Source organism: Metallibacterium scheffleri, from assembly GCF_002077135.1.
In the GTDB taxonomy this organism is placed as follows: domain Bacteria; phylum Pseudomonadota; class Gammaproteobacteria; order Xanthomonadales; family Rhodanobacteraceae; genus Metallibacterium; species Metallibacterium scheffleri.
Genome location: NZ_LDOS01000002.1, coordinates 25809 through 45969 on the forward strand (window position 1 = coordinate 25809; position 20161 = coordinate 45969).

A 20161-nucleotide genomic window follows, 5' to 3' on the forward strand; every position below is an offset into this window, starting at 1 on the left:
AACGAGGTCATTTTCATGAAGCGTATCCATTCGAAACTCATCGCACTCATCCCCGCCGTGTTCTTGTTGGCTGCCTGCCATCAGCAGTCCAGCAGCAACAACAATGCAGGCGCCACCAGCGCCGCAGCACCACCCGCGACCAGCGCGTCGATGCAACCTCAGCAAGCCAGCGTGATCAGCGTCGTACCCGGCAGCATGGCGGCCTGCGATCCGGCTGCCGTCGCCAAGGTGAGCTGGAACGCCAGCGGCGTCGCCGACATCAACAGTGTGCAGATCTATGTGGGCTCGGCTGTCGACGAAAAGCTCTTTGCCGCCGGTGGCGCCGTGGGCAGTGCATCGACCGGGCCTTGGACGCACCCCGGCACGACCTTCACCGCCAAGGATGCCGCCAGCGGCAAGGTGCTGGGAACGGTGACGGTGCAGGGACCGGCATGCAAACCGTGACCGTAATCGCCTGACCGGCTGCACCTGCGGGTGACGATGACACCTCCTCTACCAAGGCGTCATCGTGCCGATTGCGGATTCTTGTTGGCCCTGACCAGTGTGCTGGAGAGCGCTGGCCGGCTGCACTGGCGGCAACTGGCCATCACGCTGCTGTTGACCTCTGACCATATCGCCCGGCAACGACAGGGTTCTTAAGCTTAGTCGTCCAGGGAGCCTGTGACGATCCCGTGACCGTAGAGCACGATGCGTCCTGTTGTGGATGTTCTTTTCAGATGTTCCAAATACTCGTTGCGCCCGAGGCGATCCAGCAAAGCCATCTGCGCAATCGTTGTTGACGCATCGTCGATGTTGACGCCAGCGCTCTGTGCTGCAAAAAGCATGTCCAAGCGCAGCGATATCTCATGGTCTGGGTTGACCTCCGCCAGCCGAAGCCCTTCGACGGTCGAGGGCACATGCACCAGTACAGATCGACGCAAGTGTCGAAAGATGTCGCTGGCAACGCGTACCCATGGCGGGTCGACAGCGAGCGCGAAAAGAAGATTGATGGCTTCCCTAGCTACTGCCGTGTGGCCCTCAATATCACCAATGCACTCCGCTTCTCGCAGCAGTGCAAATAGCACGGTCAGGGCTTCGAGGTCGCCTTCTGCACGAACCACTCTCGCTGCGTCTGCACGCGGCATTGCCACGCGTCGTAGTGATGGGTTCAGCGGGTCGCCCGGTGCAGTGCGCTCGTACAGAAGAGCGCGCAGCGATGGGCGCGCCATGCGCATGATTTCGTGCAGCCGGCTCATGGGTGGAGGCACGGCCTCGATCTGAGACCACAGGTCAAGGTCCAGCCAGTATTCGAGCTCAGGGAAATCCTGGCGAAAAGTTGCCCGTGTTCGTGCATTGGGCCAATGCAGACCAGCCAAGTAGGCATCAAATTGCTTGGGACGCTTGATGCCATCGGACTCGACGCGCCACCGGTGCGTATCGCCGTGGACCACGCGCTCCACCTCGTACGGCGTCAAATTCGCTGGCCACTGCCGTGGCCCCGAGCGATCGGCAAGGCTTCGCGCGCGTTTCTGGATGGCGAAGGCCCAGACCCTCACGGCAAGACGCTGCGGCAAGGTCAGCGGTTTAGGCCCGCGCTTCTGAGCGTCGGGTTTCTGTTCCTTGGAGGTCGGCATATGTCCTCAGCCGGTCGTTCCGGCCAACGAATTTTAATTTCGTTCGCCTTGGATTCGATTCGTCCTGCAGGTTAGATGCGGCATGACCCACGCGAACCAAGCATGACCATGTGCCCCCAGCCGCCATCCGAACCCATCTCTCGAGCCGCAGCAATCGAGGCGCAACTGATGCGTGATGACGGCGCACTGCTTTCTGGCGAGCGCTTGAGACGCGCCCTCGGTTACCGATCAATCGACGCGCTGCGTCAGGCGATCGTCCGCGGCACGATTCCCGTGCCGGTTTTCACGCTTCCCCACCGGCGCGGACGATTTGCGCTGGCACGCGACGTCGCGGCGTGGTTGGCCGCCCAAGGGCCGGCCCCGCACTCACTTTCCATCACCCCGAGCGCCAGCGCGCGCGAGGAGGAAACCATGTAGCGCCAGTATCCGCTTCAAGATCCACATCAAAGCGCAGAAAGACAGAAGGCCCAAGAGCTGTGAACTCCTGAGCCTTCGAGCTGAATCGATGATACAGCGACAGCATTGTCTCTCCCGCGCGTCCTGTCAAGACCCGTCGCCGTAAGCGAGGCGGGTCCATCCCCGGCTGCGCGCTCACGCACGCGGTCCTCCGGAGAGATCCACTATGAATAAGCTTCATGATGCTGTTCGCATGGCTCTGGCAACCTCGTTGTCGGACCGCGCCATCGCTGCGGCGTTGGCAATGTCGAAAACGACCGTTCGTCGCTATCGATCCATCGCCGCCGTCAAGCAACTCAGTTGGGCTGATCTTTGCGCGTTGACACCCCAAGCACTGGAAGCGCAGTTCAACGCGGCGGCCGGCCGCCTCACGACGAAGCGTGTGCCCGATTTCGCAACTCTTCACACGGAGATCGAAACCAAGGGCGTGACGCTGCAGCTGCTGTGGGAGGAATACCGCGCTCCCTCGCCTGACGATGCGTTGAGTTACTCGCAGTTTACGCATCATTACAGGGCATGGGCGCATTGCATGCACCCGGTGATGCGTCAGCACCACCGCCCGGGCGAGAAGGCGTTTGTCGACTATTCGGGCAAACGCCCAGTGTGGCGTGATCGGACAACGGGGCGGGACATTCCCGCCGAGCTGTTCGTCGGCGCGCTGGGCGTTTCGAGCTATGTGTTTGCAATCTGCACCGCCAGCCAATCCATCCCAGATTGGATCCATGCCAGCGTCAAGATGCTGGAGTTCTATGGCGGTGTGCCCGAGATCATTGTGCCCGATAATTTGAAGTCGGCTGTCGAGAAGCCAGGCCGGTCCCCCAAGATCCAGCGGACGTACTTGGACTTCGCACGGCACTACGCAGTGGCCATCATCCCGGCACGCGTCTATCGGCCGCAGGACAAGGCCAAGGCCGAGCAAAGCGTGCAGATGGCTCAGCGCTGGATCTTGGCGTGCATGCGTCACGAGACGTTCTTTTCGCTGGCGGATCTCAACACGCGCATCGCCGAGCTGCTGAAGGCGCTCAATCGGCGCCCTTACAAACGCTTGCCGGGCTGCCGGCGCAGCCGATTTGAGGAGCTGGATCAGCCCGCGCTCCACCCGTTGCCGACAGTGTCGTACGAGTTCGCCGAATGGGTCGCCCGCCAGAAGGTGCCCAATGATTATCACGTCAACGTCCGCGGCCATTTCTACTCGGTTCCCCACGTGCTGATCGACCGTCGCGTCGAAGTGCGTATCACGCGCTCGACGGTCGAAATCTTCTGCGATCAGGTGCGGGTCGCTACCCATGTCCTCAGCGATGTCCGTGGCGGCTACTCGACGCTGCCCGAACACCAACCCGAGGCACATCGCGCGCAAGCAGGGCGTACGCCCGAACGGCAACTGGCGTGGGCAGCGACGGTGGGACCGAATACCACAGCGGTGATGCGCAGCCTGTTTGATCGGCGTTTGCCCGCGCTGGGTTTGCCAGCCGCCGACAAGATGCGCCGCCTGGCCACACAGTATGGAGTCGAGGAACTCGAGGCGGCCGCGCGGCGCGCGGTTGAGATCAAGTCGTTGACCGTGACGACACTGACTGCCCTATTGCGCACGGGGCTGCACAAGCGTCGCACAGACAGCACCTCAAGTTCACGCTCACTGCCGCTGCACGACAACGTGCGCGGTCCGGCCTACTACGGCAAGGGGGATTGACCATGTTGAACCAACCGACGATGCAAGGCCTCACCCGTTTGAAGTTGCACGCGATGGCAACAGCATTGGCGCAGCAGTTGGGATCGCCAATCACCCAGGAGTTGTCGTTCGAGGAGCGCTTTGGGATGCTGGTCGAGGCCGAGTGCCAAGCGCGCGAAAATCGCCGCCTGGCGCGCATTCTCAAGCAGGCCCATCTCAAGGTGCAGGCATCCTTGGAGGACATTGACTACGGTGCGCCACGTGGGCTGAAGAAGCCGGTCATTGCCAGTCTTTCGAGCTGCGCGTGGATGCGCAGCGGTCAACATTTGCTGATTACCGGGCCGACAGGGGTCGGTAAAACCTGGTTGGCGTGCGCCTTTGGTCACCACGCGGCGCGGCGCGGCTATACGGTCCTTTACGTGCGCCTGCCGCGCCTGCTGGAAGCGTTGGACGTGGCCCGTGCCAGCGGCGGCTTGCCCAAGCTGCGCGAGCAATTGGCCCACACGACGCTGCTGATCCTGGATGACTGGGCCGTTGCGCCGATGACGGACCAGGGACGTCAGGATCTGCTGGAGGTGATCGATGATCGCGCGGGCACGTCCGCGCTGATCATCACCTCGCAGGTGCCGGTGTCGGAGTGGCATGCGTATCTCGGCGAAGCGACGATTGCCGATGCCATCCTCGATCGCGTGGTCCATGCATCCCATCGCCTGGAGTTGAAAGGCGAATCGATGCGCAAGCTGAAAGCGGTCGGAGGCGTCTCGGAAACCTCGGCTGATCCGTGATGCGGTCATGAGCCATCCGGCGCTTGGGCGCCGGGCGGTTCGCATGGCCTCAATCAAAGTGTCGTCGACGGGAGACGCGTTGCAGGCGAGTGGCTGGGAATCCGGCGTTCCTACCGCAACCAAACCAGTCGAGATAATTCGTTTCCGAGCTGCCTCTGGCACCATACGAAAAACTAAGATGGTGTTGATCCAAGACCACTGCGCTCGCCCGCCTGCTCGACATCTACCGTCAGACCGCACGGCGGCGCTCCGCCGGCGGGGCACGTTCTCCGCGCGAGGCGCATCGGTGTCGGCGAGCAGGGCCCTGTCCGATGAGCAGGCGCACCTTCTGCAACCGCGGCGCGGACGGATCGTTGCCGATCACCTGCTCCACCAAGCGGCGCGGCGCCGCGAACGCCTACAGGAAGACGTAGACGGCCCGGGAAACCTTCAGGCGCGATGCGGACGCCGGTGCACGATGGCCACGTGCGACGCGCTTTGGCTCTCCAGCACCAGTTCATCGGAGAGCACGAATCGGCGCAGCAAGAGTTCCAGTCAGTCCACCACCTGCCGAGGGGGGGGCTGCCATCGTCGCGTGCAGCTCCGTCATCCCGCTTCCCACCCGTCACGCGCCAGGCGGCAGCCGGGCATGAGATCGGGCGCCACAGAGCTTGGCGGCCAGGCCCAGCGACGCCTTTGTAGCGCGGAACACCACCATGGCGGCACCGAAGATCAGCATCGTCCTCCAGCCGATCTCAAGCAGGGCCCGGAGGAATGCCAAGACAGGCATGCCATCCGACGCCTGCTGCCAAAGGTCGTGCAGCATGGCGGGATAGCTCTCGGCAACGTTGAGCACCACGAGCTTGAACACCACCTTCACCAAGTAGGCCAGATACAATGTGCCGAGCACTGTGTAGGCGGTCAGTGCCCACTTGGCCCTCCGGCTGAGCCGGCTCAGCCCGGTCTGGTGGCCACCGAAGATCCGGGCGAGGATGTCCTGACCCCAGATCATCTGCTGCCTGCGCAGGTTCACGATACCGAAGAGGTCGCTCATCAGCCAGTAGCCATCCATACGAATGAACGGATTGAACGTTGTCATGGCGATCGCGAAATCGTTCAAGACGAAGGCGAACAGGAAGATGCTGTTGCCCGTAAGCAGGTACAAGGCCAGCACGAGGACGAGGAAGAAGGACTGGAGGTACACGCCGCCGATGTCCACTATGGCGCGCTGCTGCCGAGGCAGCTTCCAAGCATCAGAGACGTCGGTCCACAATACGCTGTAAATCAAGTACAATCCCCATCCGATAGTAATCTTGCGACAGCCGAAGTAGGCCGCTGCGCTGGCATGGCCGAATTCGTGGACAATCGCGCCCGCTGTGGATAGCAGCAGCAGGATCAGGATGCCTTGTGTGTCGAGTTGGCTGAAATCGAAAGCATTGGTCCGGAGCAGCATGCCGTACACGTAGACGTGTACGGCGACGAACACGAGCAGCCCGAGCAGCATGATTCCCCGCCGGAACAGGAAGCCCAGCCGCTTGGCGACCGGGTCGACCATGCCCGGCTTCATCAGGGGCAGCTTGATGTACAGGAATGCCTGCCGGGGCTGGCTACTGATGGCCGCGCGACTGGGATCTTGATCGGGACGCACGAGGATGCCCTTGGGGAGCAGCGACTCGATCACCAAGCGGCGTAACCAGTCGCGGGGACGCGCGTCCGGCTCCTGCCGGAGAAAAATATCTATGGCCTCGTCGACACTGCGCGTGCCATCGAACGCCCGGACCAGCTCCATGTAGACCGCAGGTACGGCGAACCGGATGTGTCCGCCCTCGCTTGGAACAAGGCACAGCACCATCGGCCGGCTGGAATCCGAGTCAAACTCGGAGATCTCCATCATGGGGTTCATGCGTGGTGAGAGATCGTTGCTCATCGATGTCTCCAGGAGCTCATGCAGTCAGGGCGTCGCCGGACGCAGCCCGTTTCCGAGGTGCGGGAGCGTGCTGCATCGGTGCATGGCTAGCTCGCATCCCGGCAACTTTGGGCGTTATAGCGGACGCAAGTTCGGTGCGATCCTCGAATTCGACGATCTCGAATTCATCCACCAAGAAGGTTTCGTCGCGGTTGCGGTCGACCTGGCCGGTGGCGGTGCGCACTGCTTCGTTCATGAGTATGTTCTACAGCGACCCGTATGCGCTTCAGCGGAATCGAAGCGTGCGCGAAGACGAAGAAGATGCGGTGGGATGGGTCGTATGGTGCATCCATCCCACCGCACAGCCGGGATCCTAGGCGCCCCCGGAATCGGGGCTGACCGGTCCCGACTCATGGTTAGGCGGCGGCGCCGTTGCAGGAACCGTTGCAGCACTTCCAGAGCTCGAGGCGATCCTCGAGTTCGATGATCTCGAACTCGTCGATCACCTGCGAGTTGTCCGCCTTGGCTTGGGTAATTTCGTTCTGGTTGCTGCTGTTAGCCATGTTGCTGTTAGCCATGGTTACTCTCCTCTTGCTCAGGTTGAATGACGGGAACGGTTGCTCCATTGCTTCCATTCCCAGCTCGCGATGCACTCTATTCCCCAACACACTGCCGTCCGGTGCATCAACGGACCGACAATTCCCTTTTCCGCTCGTCCAGGTATTCAGGATTCCCGCCCGCAGATGGCGTTGCGCGCACCCAGCTGGCATACCAAGTCCCACATCCGCGACCGTGCCGGTTCGACCTGATCGTCGAGCCAAGCCCGGTCGACACCGTCGCGATCCGGGGAAAGCCGCTCGACGAGCGCCTTCATCGCGGCGGGCATGCGGTAGCAACGCTGGGTCTTCACGTCCGTCCACACGATTTCCTCACCCCGCGACAGCTCGACGATGCGGCTGACGTTGACGAAAAGGCGTCCGCCCGACTCGAGGTGACGCGCCAACTGCTGCGCGACATCCTCCATCGGCTGCGGTTCCGAGTGACAGGGCACGCGCCATTGGTGGAACTGGCTGGCACCGCACCACTCCGCGGCAAAATCCGTCAGCGCGTCGGCGAAGAACGCATAGGCCTGCTGGAGCGCTTCGCGCACGAAACGGTCGGCGACATCCCCAGCCAGCGGCCCGTCGGGATTGATCAGGTCACCTACCCGGCAACGGCGGCGGTCGCCTTCGCTGTAGGCGATGAGGGGCAGGATCGGCGCACCGAAGCGCGCTGCCATGCGGATCAGGCCGTCCTTGACCCGCACATCGGTGCCTAGCAGGCGGACCGTGGCACGACGCACATTGCCGCGCGGACCATCGATGCCGGTGTTGCCGTCGATCGTCGAAAGCACGCATCCCCCGCGCGCCAGCGCCCGCGCTAGGGCGGTCGACTTGCCCTGCAGCTCGGCGTTAACGGTATGGAGGTGGCACCAGAACGCCGCGTCTGGATTCGCCTCGCGGGCCGAGGCATAGTCGTTGAAGCCGCTGGTCGCCAGCGGCACCCAACACTCAATGCCCGCATGCGCGATATCCGAAAGCATGTAGCGAAAGTGGCCGAGATGGAAGCTGGCGAGGACCAACCCCCGACCGTCGCCCAATAGCTGGCGGATGCGCCCGAAGGGCATGTCGTCGATCTGCGGCGTGTCGGCTTCCGGCCCTAGTTTCGGCAAGTAGTGATTGTGGTACTCCCATCCCGTCCACATATAGCTGATCGTCGCATCCCGGGCGACCTGCAGGACGTGTTGCCGCGACCAGTCGTCGCTGAACAGGGACATGATGTTCATGCGGAACGCACCGAGCCCGAATGGCATCAGCTCGTCGTCGCTCAGGGCATGGATCGCCGCACGCACTACGTCGCGGTCAGCGCCCGTGGTGACCAAGAGACTCTTCACTTGGGCCACCCGATCAGCCGCGTCGGGCGCGATCTCGTTCTGCCGTCCGAGGGTCGTCATGACCCGCTCTCCCTCAGCGCGGCCTCCGCAGGCAACGTTTCGGCGGCGGACGTCGGAACCCGCTCGGCTTTCTGCTTGGCCTTGAAGTACGCAGCCATCTCCTGCTTCGCGGTCCGGCGGATCTCTGGGCAGGGACGTTCGCCGGAGTCCATGCGGATCTGCGGGCAATGGATGCCTTGGCATGCCGGCAGCATGTGGCAACTCTGGCAGCCTTCGTCGCGCTCAAACGCCGGCTCGGTCCACAGCGCCATCTTGTCGATGTCCAGGTCGAGCTTTCCGTCCGCGGCCAGTTTGCCGACGAGGTTGCGATCCCTCTTGTCCAGATCGATGGTGCACTTCATCACGTCTCCATGCGCACCGATAATAAAGTTGGCTCGTCAGCGGAATCCGTGGGTGATTCCTGCGCTATCCGGCTGATGCCACCTCGCTCAAGAACCGGTACAGCTTTCTGCAGGTGCCGTCGAACGCATGTTGCTGGGCTTCGGTGATGCTGGGGTAGATCAGTGGGCCACCTTCGTCGTCAATGTAGTGGAGTAGCACGGCTGTTGGCGTCTTCATGCGCAGGCGCGGTTCGTCATGCAAGCGGCGCACGAGTTCGCCGCCGAGCATCCAGAGATGATCGCGGTGACGTGCCAAGGTCTTTCGACTGAGGTCGGTTGCCAGCAGATGCTGCAGGAATGGCGTGAGCGCTTCCAGCACGTTGCGACCGAAGTCGATGTCGCCATCGTCAAAGCACCAGCGGTGCGGCCACTCGGAGAGATCGGGGCAGAGCTCGGCCAACATTTGATCGTCGGGTTGGTATGAAATAGCGGGTTTGCCGCCACCTGCCAGATTCGACCTCCCCATGTTGATCACCCGCTTGCTGAATGCCTGTCACCACCATCCTGGTTTCGTGTATCAGGGTGCGCGCCTGCTCGAGGCCGAGAACACCATCGAGGTTGACGTGCGTCCTCGCCGCGGTTCGCGTCCGATCTGCTCGGGATGCGGAAAGCGCGGCAGCGGCTACGATACGCTGTCGGTGCGCCGCTTCGAGTTCATTCCGGTCTGGGGCTTCGCGGTGATTTTATTGTATGCCATGCGTCGAGTCGCCTGCCGTGGATGCGGCGTCAAGGTCGAACAGGTGCCCTGGGCGATTGGCAAGCACACGCTCTGCAAGGCGTACATGTTGTTCCTCGCGCAGTGGGCGCGCCGACTGTCCTGGCGAGAAACGGCGGTAGCGTTCCGCACCAGCTGGGAAAAGGTGTTTCACGCCGTGGCATGGGTGGTCGAGTGGGGGCTGGCGCATCGCGAGTGGGGGCCGCTGCGTGCCATCGGCGTCGACGAAATCCAGTACGGCCGCGGCCACGCGTATCTGACGCTGGTCTACCAGATCGATGCCGGCTTCACGCGGCTGCTTTGGGTCGGCAAGGAGCGCACCACGGCCAGCTTCCAGCGCTTCTTTGACCTGATCGGCAAAGATCTCGCGGCGCGGATCGCCTTCGTCTGCTCGGACATGTGGAAGCCCTACCTGAAGCTGATCGAGCAGAACTGCCCGAACGCACTGAACATTCTCGACCGTTTCCACGTCGTGGCGACGATCAACAAGGCGATCGACGAAGTGCGTGCCAACGAAGCCCGCCGGATGCACCAGGACGGCTATGAGCCTGTCCTGAAGAAGACCCGGTGGTGCGTGCTGAAGCGTCCGGGCAATCTGACGGGAAAACAGCGCGGCCGCCTGCGGGAACTGCTGAAGTACAACCTGAAGACGGTTCGCGCCTACCTGCTGAAGGAGGACTTCCAGAAGTTCTGGGAGTACGTGTCACCCACCTGGGCCGGCAGATTCCTCGATGAGTGGTGCACGCAGGTGATGCGCTCACAGATCGAGCCGATGAAGAAAGTCGCCGGCACGCTACGCCGACACCACGAGCTGCTGTTGAACTATTTCCGCGCCCGCAAGCAGTTCTCCAGCGGCGTCGTCGAGGGGCTCAACAACAAGTGCAAAGTCACCATGAGAAAAGCCTACGGATTTCGGACCTTCAGGGCGACAGAAATCGCGCTCTATCATGTGCTTGGCAAGCTACCTGAGCCGAAGCTCGCCCACAGGTTTTGCTGACGAGGCATAAAGTTGTATGGTCGCGCGGCGTAGCAAACCTCTGTGCCAAGCCCGATCTTAGGTTGCCAGCCGCCGGTGATGCGCAGGCCGAGCGACTGTGCGGCAATTTTCATCCGGGTCCGCACTACGTAGGATTCGTCGATGCCGCAGACCGACAGATTTGCGTCGTTGGCCCCGCCCCACTTGCCGGTTGCGTGGAAAGCCAGCTCGAACCGGTCGTCGTGGCTGAAGTGGGTGTACAGCAGACGCAGGAATGCCTCCAGGTGGGGCGCGTTCTCCGTGTCGAAGTTGACGCGGATAACGACGGTGAAGTCTTCCTTGCGGGAACTCATGGCGACCAAGTTCTCGAAGATCCGCTGGAACGTGCTGCTGCCATCGCGCGCGGCACGACTACGATCATGGTCCTCGGCTAGCCCGTCTAGGGTGATCTGGAAGTGCGTGATTCGCCACGAGAGCAGGCGGCCCGCGATCTCGTCGGTCAGCAGGTAGCCGTTTGTGGTCATATGGCTGAAGAAGTCGAGCCCGTGACGCTCTGCCACCTCAGCGAAGTACGGGGCCAGTTCCTCGATAGCCTCCAGCCCGTAGAGCGGTTCGCCGCCGAACCAGGAGACATTCAGTTCGCGCAGGACGTCCAGGCGGCTCTCGACTAGATTCCGGATGCCCGCGCGCACCTCGGGCCGCATCGTGCCTTTGCGGAAATCCTCGTAGCAGTAGGTGCACCTGAAGTTGCAGTCCTCAGACGCGAGAAGGATCAGCTCCAGCTTGTCGTTGCGATGGTTCTCCTTGCCGAAGGCGTACTGGACCCTGCGCAGCTCGTCCGCCTCGCGCGGGACGAGATAGCCCCGCTCGGCCAGGTAGCTGACGATACTGTCGCACGCGCTGGATACGCCCTTTTGGCTGATCAGCTCGCGAATGGCCTCACGCTGGGACGGACGGAAGGCGTTCATGGCGCCGGTGTAGGTGTTCCAGAGCAGGAACCAGCCCTCGTCCGTGACCGTCTGGACGTTGAAGCGCGAGGGCTTCCAGTGACGCATGCCGGTCTCGTTGCGGTTCGCTGCGGACGCCGGTTCAGCCACCACCTCGATCGGGATTTGGTCGAGTGGTGACTTCGAGAGCAGATCGTTCATCGCGCCCATAATCCCTCCCTTGAGCAAGTTGCGAAATTCCCGCAAAGTCATGCGGTGAGCGGCTTCGGACGAAGCCTTCGTGCGCCGATGGCGGTGGTGGCCATCAGGGCGCCACGCTCACCACGAGCCAGCGCTATGGTGGCGTTGCGATGGATGTCCACGAGCAAGGCGTTCTGATGCGCTTGCAGCGCCTCCAACCGGAACGAACCGTCCGACTGCGTCATTCCTGCATCGTTGGCTGCTGCGCCCATCCGGGTTCCCCATGCGTGCTGAACTCCATGCGCGGCAGAAACACCTGACCCAATGCGCGAGTCAATACTTCGCGTCCATACACTTTCTCAAGGATTCAATGCGAGGATGAGCATTGACATGCAACGCCTTGCGAACTCGATGTTTTGCGCTGTGCAACGGCATCGGCGTCATTGCGTGGATGCGACAGAGTGCTGTCAGTCTGTGCTTACAGCGCGTAGGGCGCGACTGACGTAAGCTGCGCTCTGGCATCCGGACGTCTCCGAAATTGTTGTGTGTGAGCGGGTTTCGCTTTTTCTCCCGTGCAACACTGGCGTCGGTGATCGTGGCCACCTGCGCCGCATCCATGGGCGCAAAATAGACATTCAAACACCGCAGCACCACATCCAATGCCGCGAGTCCACCGGCCTGTGTTAGATCCGCGCATCCCGCAGCGGCACTTGGCTCAACCGTCGCCAATCCACGCCAGCGCACAGCCACGCCTACTGTGCCGTGCACACCTCAGCGCCAGGCGGTGGCAGTGAAATGGCAATCGTGCAACCACCACGCGCGCTGCCGTGTGTCCGCTTTTACATCGCGATGTCCGATTGCGGACGCTGTCACGCGCTCGTGCCAAGCACTGCTTGCTGCAACCTGCTGATTGTTTGGCGCTCGTGTCAACGCCAACGCATGGCACAAACCTTGCGACTGGTACGGCATGGATTTCCAGAACCTTGCGCTGAAAAAGCAGAAGCGCCGCCGCCTGTGGATCGCGGGCAGCGCCAGTGCGCTGCTCGTGCTGGCACTGGCCATCGGCATCGCGCGACTCGGCCCGGCGCTGCCCACGGCACAGCGCGCCAATCTGTGGATCGGCACGGTGCGGCGCGGCGACCTGACCATCCACGTGCGCGCCGATGGCGTGCTGGTGCCCAGGCTCAGTCGCTGGATCGCCGCCGCGTCCGGCGCCGAGGTCGATCACATCCTGGTGCGCCCCGGCGCCAGCGTCGCCGCCGATAGCGTGTTGATGCGCCTGAGCAACCCCGAGGTGCAGGACCGCCTGAGCAGCGCGCAGGCCGGCGTGGCCGAGGCCGAGGCCGATCTGGCCGCCAAGCGCACGTCGCTGCAATCGCAGTTGCTGGACGAGCGCGCCGCGCTGGCCGCCGCGCGCGCGGCCTATGCCTCGGCCAAGATCAAGGTGGATGCCGATGCCACGGTGGCGGCCAAGGGCATCATCCCGATGGTGCAGTACAAGCAGAGCCTCATCGCGCTCAAACAGCTCGGCTACCGCGAACAAATCGAGCAGCAGCGCGTCGCCGTGTTCGGCAGCAACATCCGCGCGCAGCTCGCCGCGGTGCAGGCGGCGTTGCAACAGCAGCGCAGCAATCTGGCGCTGCGCCAGCGCCAGGTCGCCGCGCTCACGGTGCGTGCCGGCCTCGCCGGCGTGGTGCAGGAAATCGCCGTGCAGGAAGGCCAGCAGGTCGCCGCCGGCGCCAACCTGGCGCGCGTAGCCGATACGCGCAGCCTGATGGCGCGCCTGCAGGTGCCCGAGGTGCAGGCCAAGGATGTCGCGCTGGACATGCCGGTGAGCGTGGACACGCACGATGGCCTGATCGACGGCACGGTGACGCGCATCGACCCGGCCGTGCACGAGGGCAGCGTGCGCATTGAGGTTGATCTGCGCGGCAAGCTGCCGCCCGGCGCGCGGCCCGATCTCTCGGTCGAGGGCCGCATCCGCGTGATGCGCCTGCGCAACGTGCTGTGGGTGGGGCGCCCCGCGCTGGGGCAGTCCAACGCCACGATTTCGCTATTTCGCCTCAGCCGCGACGGCGACACCGCCACGCGCGTGCCGGTGCATCTGGGCGCGGCGTCGATCGATCGCGTCGAAATCCTGGCTGGCCTCGCCGCCGGCGATCGCGTGATCCTGTCCGACACCAGCGTCTGGGACAAATACAACCGCATCCGCATTCAATGACCCACCGCTTCCCCACGCCACCGGAGTCCGCCATGACAACCGCCGCATCCGTGATCACGCTGACCGATGTACGCAAGGTGTTCCAGACCGACGAGGTGGAAACGCACGCGCTCAGCGACGTGCACCTGGACATCCGCAAAGGCGAGTTCGTGTGCATCACCGGGCCGTCGGGCTGCGGCAAGACCACCTTGCTGTCCATCCTCGGCCTGCTCGATGCGCCCAGCGCCGGCAGCTACGAACTCAACGGCCACGCCGTGGCCACGCTGGGCCTGCGCCAGCGCGCGCGCCTGCGCAACGCCGAGATTGGTTTCATCTTCCAGGCGTTCAACCTGATCGGCGATCTGACCGTCGAGGAAAACGTCGAGCTGCCGCTGACCTACCGCAGCGGCATCGGGCGCGCCGAGCGTCGCCGCCGCGTGCAGGAAGCGCTGGAGCAAGTCGGCATGGCGCATCGCCTGCGCCACTACCCTGCGCAGCTTTCCGGCGGCCAGCAGCAGCGCGTGGCGGTGGCGCGCGCGCTGGTCGGCCAGCCCGCGATCCTGCTGGCGGATGAGCCCACCGGCAACCTCGACTCGCGCAACGGCGACGCGGTGATGCAACTGCTCACCGAGCTGCACCGCAAGGGCTCGACCATCTGCATGGTCACCCACGATGCACGCTACGCCGCGCTGGCGCAGCGCAGCGTGCGCCTGTTCGATGGCCGCATCGTCGATGAGGACAGCTTCCAGCGCCTCACCCAGGAGGACACAGCGCGCCTCGAAGCCTTGGTGGATCTGGGCACGGACGCGCAGCCGTGAACTTCGGCGTGATTCTCAAGGAACTCTGGCAGGCGTGGCGCGCCAGCTTGCGGCGGCCCGGCTTCGTGCTGCTGGCGGGGCTGACGCTGGCGCTGGGCCTGGGGCTGTCGGTGGCGATGTTCGCGCTGGTGAATATGCTGGTGCTGGCGCCCCTTCCTTATCAACAACCGAACAGATTGCTTGTCATTGGGACGGGACAGGCCGAGGAACTTCCCGCGCGCTGGTATGGCGCCATGCGTGACTTGCCCGCACTCATGTCAGTGGCCTACATCGGTGGGGAGAAGAACGCAAACCTGTCCTCCCCAGGTTTGCCGCCCGACCTAGTGACCGCACTGCCGGCCAGCCTGCATTTTCTGCCGACGCTCGGGGTGCGCCTGGTGCTGGGGCGAAATTTCAGTCACGCGGAGACTGTGCGCGATGGGCCGCGCGCGGTGATCCTCACCTACGGATTCTGGCAGAGACGCTTCGCGGGACGCGACAACGTACTGGGAAGCACGTTGCGGCTCGATGGGCGGTCCTACACGATCATTGGCGTGCTGCCCAAGAGCTTCCGCTGGGCGCAGTCTTTCAACCTGCTGGTTCCGGCCAATCTCCATCGAGCTGTTGGCAGGAATGAAAGTCTAGCTGTGTTTGGTCGTCTGCGCAGCGGTTCCACCGTACAGCAAGCAGGCATGCAGGCTGACGCGCGATTGCGGCACTGGTTGCAGGCGCACGGCCAGGATGAGTCCCGGCACGCGCAACTGAGTGCCAGGCTGCTGCCCGCCGCAATGGTGAGCGGCTACGCCAGCATCTTCGGCGTGATCATGGCCTGCACGCTGGCGGTGCTGCTGCTGGCGGCGGTCAACGTGACCAATCTGATGCTGCAGCGCGCGGTGCGGCATGGCCACAGCCAGGCCATCCGCAATGCCTTGGGCGCCTCGCTGCTGCGCGTGGCTCTGCCGATGTTGGGCGAAGGTCTGCTGATCGCTGTGCTGGGGGTGGCGATGGCCCTGGGCATTGCGCAGCTGGCATTGGTCTGGGCCAATGCCACGCTGATGCGGCCCGAGTGGTTTGCCTTCGTGCCACGCGTGCAACTGACGCCCAGCGCTTTCATACTGGGCGCTGCAGCCGGGCTGCTGGTGATGCTGTCCGCCAGTGTGCTGGCGCTGTGGCGCGCGCGCAGCAGCCAGGCCGTGCGCGAGCTGGTGGGCGGCGGACGCAGCGGCCAAACCGTGGGCGCCAGCCGGCTCAGTCGCGTGCTCGTGGTGGTGCAGGCAGCGCTGGGCATGACGCTGCTGATGGTGGCGCTGCTGTTTGCGCGCAGCCAGCAGGGGCTGGCTCATGCCGATCTCGGCATTCGGGTCGACCACGTCATCAGTACAACCATCGCACCCCCGTTATCGCTATATCCCAACGTGCAGGCCCTCAACACGCTGGCCCGGCAGGTGATCGAACGCATGCGCGCCATCCCGGGTGCGCGTTATGTCGGCGCACTGAACGTTTCTCCGGTCGGCGAGTACGTGCCACTGCGCCTGCAGAGTGGCTCGCCGACCGCGGAGTACGTCAACTACCAGTTCTTGCAGGGTGACCCGCTTCGTGCACTGGGTGCCCCACTGCTGCGTGGGCGCTGGTTCGACGCCAACGGCCACGCGGGCTCCGCCGCGGTCGCCATCGTCAACGAGGCCTTCGTCCAGAGGAACATGCATGGCAATCCGCTGGGACAACAGGTGCAATTCGACTTGCACGATTACGGCCTACCGGACGATGTGGTAACCGTGATCGGCGTCGTCGGCAATATCAAGACTTTCGGACCCAGCTATCCAGCGCCTGGCGCGGTTTACGTGCCGATGGCGCAGGTGCCGCCCAAGCTGCTGCCCAAGCTGATCAACCGGCTGCATTTCGAGGCGGCAGTATCCGGATCGCCCGTAACGTATGCCGATGCGATGCGCCAAGCCGTTCATGCCGTGGCGCCCCAGTTGGCCGTGCAGCACGCACGACCATTGACCGAGCGTGTGCGCAACTACTTTGCGCCACAACGCGTGATGGCCGAGATCATGAGCGCGCTGGCGGTGGTTGCGCTGCTGCTGGCCAGCTTGGGTCTGTACGCCGTGGTCAGCGTGGCCACGCAGGCCATGCGCCGCGAGTGGGGCGTGCGCGGTGCGCTGGGTGCCGATCCATTACGGCTGGTCGCCACCGTGTTGCGTGGTGGTCTGAGCCTGGTGGCCATCGGTGTCGTGGTCGGCCTTGCACTGGGCTGGGCCGCATCGCGCATCGTGCAGCACCTGCTGGCAGGCTCCGTGGCCAATGTCGATGCCCAGGTCGTTGTCGTGGCGGCGCTGGCGCTGACGCTGCTGCTGGTCGCCGGCACCTTGGCCTGCCTCGCCCCCGCCCTGCGCGCGGCGCGCACGCCGCCCGTGGCGGCGCTGAGCGATGACTGACGTCGCCCTTACACTGCGGTCATGACACCACGCCCGCCCCGCGCCCGCGAAACCACGGTATTGATCGCCGACGATCAGCCCGACGTGCGCGCGGCGCTGCGCCTGCTGCTCAAGTCCGAGGGCATCGCCAGCATCGCTGCCGAGGGCGCGCAGGCGGCGCTGGACGCCGCGCGCAGCCGCGAGCTGGCCTGCGCGCTGATCGATCTGAACTACACCCGCGACACGACCTCGGGCGCGGAAGGCCTGGCCCTGCTGGCGCGACTGCGCGAGCAGGCGCCGGAGTTGCCCATCGTGGTGATGACGGCGTGGAGTAGCGTGCCGCTGGTGGTCGAGGCGATGCGCCGCGGCGCCAGCGATTTCATCGAGAAACCCTGGGACAACGCGCGCCTGCTGGCGGTGCTGCGCGCGCAGATCGCGCTGGGCGAGGCCGCGCGCCGTCAGCGCCGGTTGGAGGCCGAGAACGCGCTGCTGCGCGGCGATGCCATGCCGGGCTTCGTCGCCGAATCGCCGGCGATGCGCAAGCTGCTGGACATGCTGGCGCGCGTCGCGCCCAGCGACGCCAACGTGTTGGTGCTGGGCGAGAACGGCACCGGCAAGGGCGTGATCGCGCAGCAGTTGCACGCGCGCTCGACGCGCGCGGCGCAGGCGTTCATCAAGGTCAACATGGGCGGCATCGCCGAAAGCGTGTTCGAGTCGGAAATGTTCGGCCACGTGCGCGGCGCCTACACCGACGCGCGCAGTGAGCGCATCGGCCGCTTCGAGCTGGCCGACGGCGGCACGTTGTTTCTCGACGAGGTGGGCAATATTCCGCCGGCGCAGCAGGCCAAGCTGCTGCGCGTGCTGGAGGACGGCGAGTTCGAGCGCCTGGGTTCCTCGCGTACGCAGCATGCGGACGTGCGCCTGATCGCGGCGACCAATGCCGATCTGGCCGCCGCGATCGCCGCGGGGCGCTTTCGCAAGGATTTGCTGTATCGCCTGAACACACTGGAGATCCACCTGCCACCGCTGCGCGAGCGCCGCGAGGACATCGTGCCGATGGCGCGCAGTTTTCTCGCCGCCAGCGCGCAGCGCCATCAGCGCACGGACATGCGCCTGGCCGTGGATGCCGAGCGCGTACTGCTGGCCTACGCCTGGCCGGGCAACGTGCGCGAACTGCGCCATGTCATGGAGCGCGCGGCGCTGTTGTGCCCGGCCGGCGTGGTGGATGCCGCCGCGCTGTCGCTGGGTACGGCGGCCGCCGCCGCCGATGCCGTCGAGCAGATGACGCTGGAGCAGGCCGAGGCCTGGCTGGTGCGGCGCGCGCTCGAACGCCATGCGGACAATCTGCAGGCCGCCGCGGATGCGCTGGGCATCACCCGCCAGGCGCTGTATCGGCGCATGGAAAAACACGGCTTGCGCGATGCCGGCGATGTCACCGCCAGCGAATGAACCCGCGCGCGCGTCGCGGCTGACGCGCTTCCAGTGGCACGTGCTGGGCGGCATGCTGCTGACGCTGTGCCCACTGCTGCTGATCGCGATCATCCTGATCGTGCTGCCGCTGCCGCCACTGACACGCTGGCTGCTGCTGGGCGCGGCGCTGCTGGCCAGCGCGGCGCTGCTGCGCTGGCACCTGCGCCGCGTGACGCGGTCGCTGTCCACGCTGGCCAGCCTGCTGGAAGCGCTGCGCGAGGGCGATTACACGCTGCGCGGCGTGCCCGGTGGCGCGCTGGGTCAGGTGATCTACGACGTCAACGCGCTGGCGCAGCGCCTGCAGTCCGAACGCGTGCGTTTCGAGGAAGCCTCGCATCTGCTGGCCAAGACGCTAGGTGCGCTGGACAACGCGGTGTTCGCCTTCGATCACCAGGACCGCCTGCGTCTGGTCAATCGCGCCGGGCAGGTGTTGCTGCAGGCCGAGGCCGCGCAACTGTTCGGGCGCGGCGCGGCCGAGCTGAGCCTCGCTGCGTTGCTGGCGCTGCCCTCGTGCCAGATCGTGCAGCACCGCTTCGCTGCGCGCAGCGGGCGTTTCGAGATCCGCCATGCACCATTGCGTCTGGAGGGCCGCAATGGCCGGCTGCTGGTGGTCAATGACTTGGGCGGCGTGCTGCGCAGCGAGGAACGCCAAGCTTGGCAACGCCTGTTGCGCGTACTCGGCCACGAGGTCAACAATTCGCTGACGCCGATTCACTCCATCGCCGGCACACTGGCCAGCCTGCTCCAGCGCGAGCCGCTGCCGCAGGACTGGCGCGCGGATTTCCGTGGCGGTCTGGGCTTGATCGAAGGCCGTGCCGCCGCGCTGGCGCGCTTTCTCGACGGCTACAGCGCGCTGACCCGGCTGCCGCCGCCGCAGCGGCGCGTGCTGGATGTGGCTGGGCTGATCCGCGCCGTCGCGGCACTGGAGACGCGCGTGCCGGTGACGCTCGAGGACGGTCCGTCGCTGACCGTGCAGGCCGACGCCGACCAGCTGCAGCAGGCGCTGATCAACCTGCTGCGCAATGCCGCCGAGGCGGCGCAGGCGAACGCCGGCGCGGTGCGCCTGCGCTGGCGCGGCGAAGGGACGATGCTGGCCATCGAGATCGACGACGACGGCCCCGGGCCGCCGCCCAGCGACAACCTGTTCGTGCCGTTCTTCACCACCAAGCCGGGTGGCTCCGGCATCGGCCTAGTGCTGGCGCGGCAGATCGCCGAGGCGCATGGCGGCAGCATCTCCCTCGAAGCCAGGCCGGCGGCGCAAGGCGCGCGCGCGCGATTGCTGTTGCCGCTTTCGGACTGAGGTTCACACGATGCCGCGCTCGGCCTTGATGGCTTCCTAGGCGACATCACACCTCAACTCGGTGTCTGTGAAACCTGCAGCAGTCCAGCTTGGCCAGTAGCAGCGGAGTTGGTTTCGATGGTCAGTCAGAACCAGCACAGCAGGTCAGGTCAGTCAGAATCCGCAGCCGATCGACCGCATCCAATTCCGCACCAGCGGTGGAGCGGTTTGCTAAACCGCTCCGGTACAGGGATGTGCCGCCGCGACGAGCGCGCAAGTGCTGGTCGCGACAAAGGTGGCACAACTTTGCTGCGCACATTTGTTTGCAAGCCGTAGCAGGATGTCCGGTTTTGCAAACTGGTTGGTGGTAAAAAAGCGCTACGTCAATTCGGACGAATC

General features: G+C 64.6%; 19 protein-coding genes. 10 read left to right on the forward strand and 9 right to left on the reverse strand.

From position 1 onward, the window contains the following. Window positions 1–15 precede the first annotated feature (15 nt). The gene (locus tag Mschef_RS05370; RefSeq protein WP_081126867.1) at window positions 16–444 is read left to right on the forward strand and encodes a hypothetical protein; all 429 of its coding nucleotides are present in this window, start codon (window positions 16–18) and stop codon (window positions 442–444) included. Between the two features lie 197 nt (window positions 445–641). Here Mschef_RS05370 and Mschef_RS05375 read toward each other — a convergent pair whose 3' ends face one another. Continuing rightward, the gene (locus Mschef_RS05375; RefSeq protein ID WP_081126868.1) at window positions 642–1613 is read right to left on the reverse strand and encodes a hypothetical protein; all 972 of its coding nucleotides are present in this window, start codon (window positions 1611–1613) and stop codon (window positions 642–644) included. A 168-nt stretch (window positions 1614–1781) separates the two neighbouring features. Between Mschef_RS05375 and Mschef_RS17925 the strand changes: the two genes are divergently transcribed. The 3 genes from Mschef_RS17925 to istB all read left to right on the forward strand — a co-directional run bounded on the left by Mschef_RS17925 (window position 1782) and on the right by istB (window position 4523). Then, window positions 1782–2030, forward strand: a complete 249-nt coding sequence (locus tag Mschef_RS17925) for a hypothetical protein (RefSeq protein WP_206780150.1) — start codon at window positions 1782–1784, stop codon at window positions 2028–2030. A 232-nt stretch (window positions 2031–2262) separates the two neighbouring features. Continuing rightward, a complete protein-coding gene (gene istA, locus Mschef_RS05385; RefSeq protein ID WP_206780151.1) occupies window positions 2263–3759 on the forward strand; it encodes an IS21 family transposase in 1497 nt (498 codons plus the stop codon). Window positions 3760–3761: 2 nt separating this feature from the next. Further along, window positions 3762–4523, forward strand: a complete 762-nt coding sequence (istB, locus tag Mschef_RS05390; protein WP_081126870.1) for an IS21-like element helper ATPase IstB — start codon at window positions 3762–3764, stop codon at window positions 4521–4523. A 604-nt stretch (window positions 4524–5127) separates the two neighbouring features. On the opposite strand, the gene Mschef_RS05395 is transcribed toward istB, so the two are convergent. The 6 genes from Mschef_RS05395 to Mschef_RS05415 all read right to left on the reverse strand — a co-directional run bounded on the left by Mschef_RS05395 (window position 5128) and on the right by Mschef_RS05415 (window position 9256). Continuing rightward, window positions 5128–6429 (reverse strand): hypothetical protein, encoded by a 1302-nt coding sequence (locus tag Mschef_RS05395; protein WP_136256565.1) that lies wholly within the window; start codon window positions 6427–6429, stop codon window positions 5128–5130. A gap of 16 nt (window positions 6430–6445) precedes the next feature. Next, window positions 6446–6664 carry a hypothetical protein gene (locus Mschef_RS05400; RefSeq protein ID WP_081126872.1) on the reverse strand — a complete coding sequence of 73 codons (219 nt, stop codon included), beginning with the start codon at window positions 6662–6664 and terminating at the stop codon, window positions 6446–6448. 160 nt (window positions 6665–6824) lie between these two features. Continuing rightward, on the reverse strand, window positions 6825–6986 hold the full coding sequence (locus Mschef_RS17625) for a hypothetical protein (RefSeq protein ID WP_168708969.1): 162 nt from the start codon (window positions 6984–6986) through the stop codon (window positions 6825–6827). A gap of 146 nt (window positions 6987–7132) precedes the next feature. Next, complete coding sequence (locus tag Mschef_RS05405) at window positions 7133–8401, reverse strand: lysophospholipid acyltransferase family protein (protein ID WP_081126873.1); 1269 nt, start codon at window positions 8399–8401, stop codon at window positions 7133–7135. Continuing rightward, on the reverse strand, window positions 8398–8766 hold the full coding sequence (locus Mschef_RS05410; RefSeq protein ID WP_339325994.1) for an SPASM domain-containing protein: 369 nt from the start codon (window positions 8764–8766) through the stop codon (window positions 8398–8400). The genes Mschef_RS05405 and Mschef_RS05410 overlap by 4 nt, the downstream gene beginning before the upstream one ends. A gap of 40 nt (window positions 8767–8806) precedes the next feature. Next, window positions 8807–9256, reverse strand: coding sequence for a hypothetical protein (locus Mschef_RS05415; RefSeq protein ID WP_197686697.1), 450 nt, complete (start codon window positions 9254–9256; stop codon window positions 8807–8809). Here Mschef_RS05415 and Mschef_RS05420 point away from each other — a divergent pair. After that, window positions 9246–10493 (forward strand): ISL3 family transposase, encoded by a 1248-nt coding sequence (locus Mschef_RS05420; RefSeq protein ID WP_081125836.1) that lies wholly within the window; start codon window positions 9246–9248, stop codon window positions 10491–10493. The two genes, Mschef_RS05415 and Mschef_RS05420, sit on opposite strands and share 11 nt — an antisense overlap. On the opposite strand, the gene Mschef_RS05425 is transcribed toward Mschef_RS05420, so the two are convergent. Together Mschef_RS05425 and Mschef_RS17130 are read right to left on the reverse strand one after the other, a co-directional pair. Further along, entirely contained in the window at window positions 10442–11620 is a 1179-nt protein-coding gene (locus Mschef_RS05425) for a radical SAM protein (RefSeq protein ID WP_197686738.1), read from the reverse strand. The genes Mschef_RS05420 and Mschef_RS05425 overlap by 52 nt on opposite strands. A gap of 47 nt (window positions 11621–11667) precedes the next feature. After that, window positions 11668–11871 (reverse strand): hypothetical protein, encoded by a 204-nt coding sequence (locus Mschef_RS17130; protein ID WP_136256539.1) that lies wholly within the window; start codon window positions 11869–11871, stop codon window positions 11668–11670. 695 nt (window positions 11872–12566) lie between these two features. Here Mschef_RS17130 and Mschef_RS05430 point away from each other — a divergent pair. Genes Mschef_RS05430 through Mschef_RS05450 form a run of 5 tightly spaced genes read left to right on the forward strand, consistent with a single transcriptional unit; the run spans window position 12567 to window position 19783 of the window. Next, complete coding sequence (locus tag Mschef_RS05430) at window positions 12567–13820, forward strand: efflux RND transporter periplasmic adaptor subunit (RefSeq protein ID WP_081126875.1); 1254 nt, start codon at window positions 12567–12569, stop codon at window positions 13818–13820. Window positions 13821–13852: 32 nt separating this feature from the next. Continuing rightward, window positions 13853–14617: an ABC transporter ATP-binding protein gene (locus Mschef_RS05435; RefSeq protein WP_081129838.1), complete on the forward strand. Its 765-nt coding sequence runs from the start codon at window positions 13853–13855 to the stop codon at window positions 14615–14617. Beyond that, entirely contained in the window at window positions 14614–17034 is a 2421-nt protein-coding gene (locus Mschef_RS05440; protein ID WP_081126876.1) for an ABC transporter permease, read from the forward strand. Before Mschef_RS05435 ends, Mschef_RS05440 begins: the two co-directional genes overlap by 4 nt. 21 nt (window positions 17035–17055) lie before the next feature. Next, complete coding sequence (locus tag Mschef_RS05445) at window positions 17056–18462, forward strand: sigma-54-dependent transcriptional regulator (protein ID WP_081126877.1); 1407 nt, start codon at window positions 17056–17058, stop codon at window positions 18460–18462. Beyond that, entirely contained in the window at window positions 18443–19783 is a 1341-nt protein-coding gene (locus Mschef_RS05450) for a sensor histidine kinase (protein WP_081129839.1), read from the forward strand. Before Mschef_RS05445 ends, Mschef_RS05450 begins: the two co-directional genes overlap by 20 nt. Window positions 19784–20161: the final 378 nt, after the last annotated feature.

What these genes read in the sequence shown, in the direction of transcription:
- Mschef_RS05370 (WP_081126867.1), top strand. Translation starts at nt 16, where the DNA reads ATGAAGCGTATCCATTCGAAACTCATCGCACTCATCCCCGCCGTGTTC.
- Mschef_RS05375 (WP_081126868.1), bottom strand. Translation starts at nt 1,613, where the DNA reads ATGCCGACCTCCAAGGAACAGAAACCCGACGCTCAGAAGCGCGGGCCT.
- Mschef_RS17925 (WP_206780150.1), top strand. Translation starts at nt 1,782, where the DNA reads ATGCGTGATGACGGCGCACTGCTTTCTGGCGAGCGCTTGAGACGCGCC.
- istA (WP_206780151.1), top strand. Translation starts at nt 2,263, where the DNA reads ATGGCTCTGGCAACCTCGTTGTCGGACCGCGCCATCGCTGCGGCGTTG.
- istB (WP_081126870.1), top strand. Translation starts at nt 3,762, where the DNA reads ATGTTGAACCAACCGACGATGCAAGGCCTCACCCGTTTGAAGTTGCAC.
- Mschef_RS05395 (WP_136256565.1), bottom strand. Translation starts at nt 6,429, where the DNA reads ATGAGCAACGATCTCTCACCACGCATGAACCCCATGATGGAGATCTCC.
- Mschef_RS05400 (WP_081126872.1), bottom strand. Translation starts at nt 6,664, where the DNA reads ATGAACGAAGCAGTGCGCACCGCCACCGGCCAGGTCGACCGCAACCGC.
- Mschef_RS17625 (WP_168708969.1), bottom strand. Translation starts at nt 6,986, where the DNA reads ATGGCTAACAGCAACATGGCTAACAGCAGCAACCAGAACGAAATTACC.
- Mschef_RS05405 (WP_081126873.1), bottom strand. Translation starts at nt 8,401, where the DNA reads ATGACGACCCTCGGACGGCAGAACGAGATCGCGCCCGACGCGGCTGAT.
- Mschef_RS05420 (WP_081125836.1), top strand. Translation starts at nt 9,246, where the DNA reads ATGTTGATCACCCGCTTGCTGAATGCCTGTCACCACCATCCTGGTTTC.
- Mschef_RS05425 (WP_197686738.1), bottom strand. Translation starts at nt 11,620, where the DNA reads ATGAACGATCTGCTCTCGAAGTCACCACTCGACCAAATCCCGATCGAG.
- Mschef_RS17130 (WP_136256539.1), bottom strand. Translation starts at nt 11,871, where the DNA reads ATGGGCGCAGCAGCCAACGATGCAGGAATGACGCAGTCGGACGGTTCG.
- Mschef_RS05430 (WP_081126875.1), top strand. Translation starts at nt 12,567, where the DNA reads ATGGATTTCCAGAACCTTGCGCTGAAAAAGCAGAAGCGCCGCCGCCTG.
- Mschef_RS05435 (WP_081129838.1), top strand. Translation starts at nt 13,853, where the DNA reads ATGACAACCGCCGCATCCGTGATCACGCTGACCGATGTACGCAAGGTG.
- Mschef_RS05445 (WP_081126877.1), top strand. Translation starts at nt 17,056, where the DNA reads ATGACACCACGCCCGCCCCGCGCCCGCGAAACCACGGTATTGATCGCC.
- Mschef_RS05450 (WP_081129839.1), top strand. Translation starts at nt 18,443, where the DNA reads ATGTCACCGCCAGCGAATGAACCCGCGCGCGCGTCGCGGCTGACGCGC.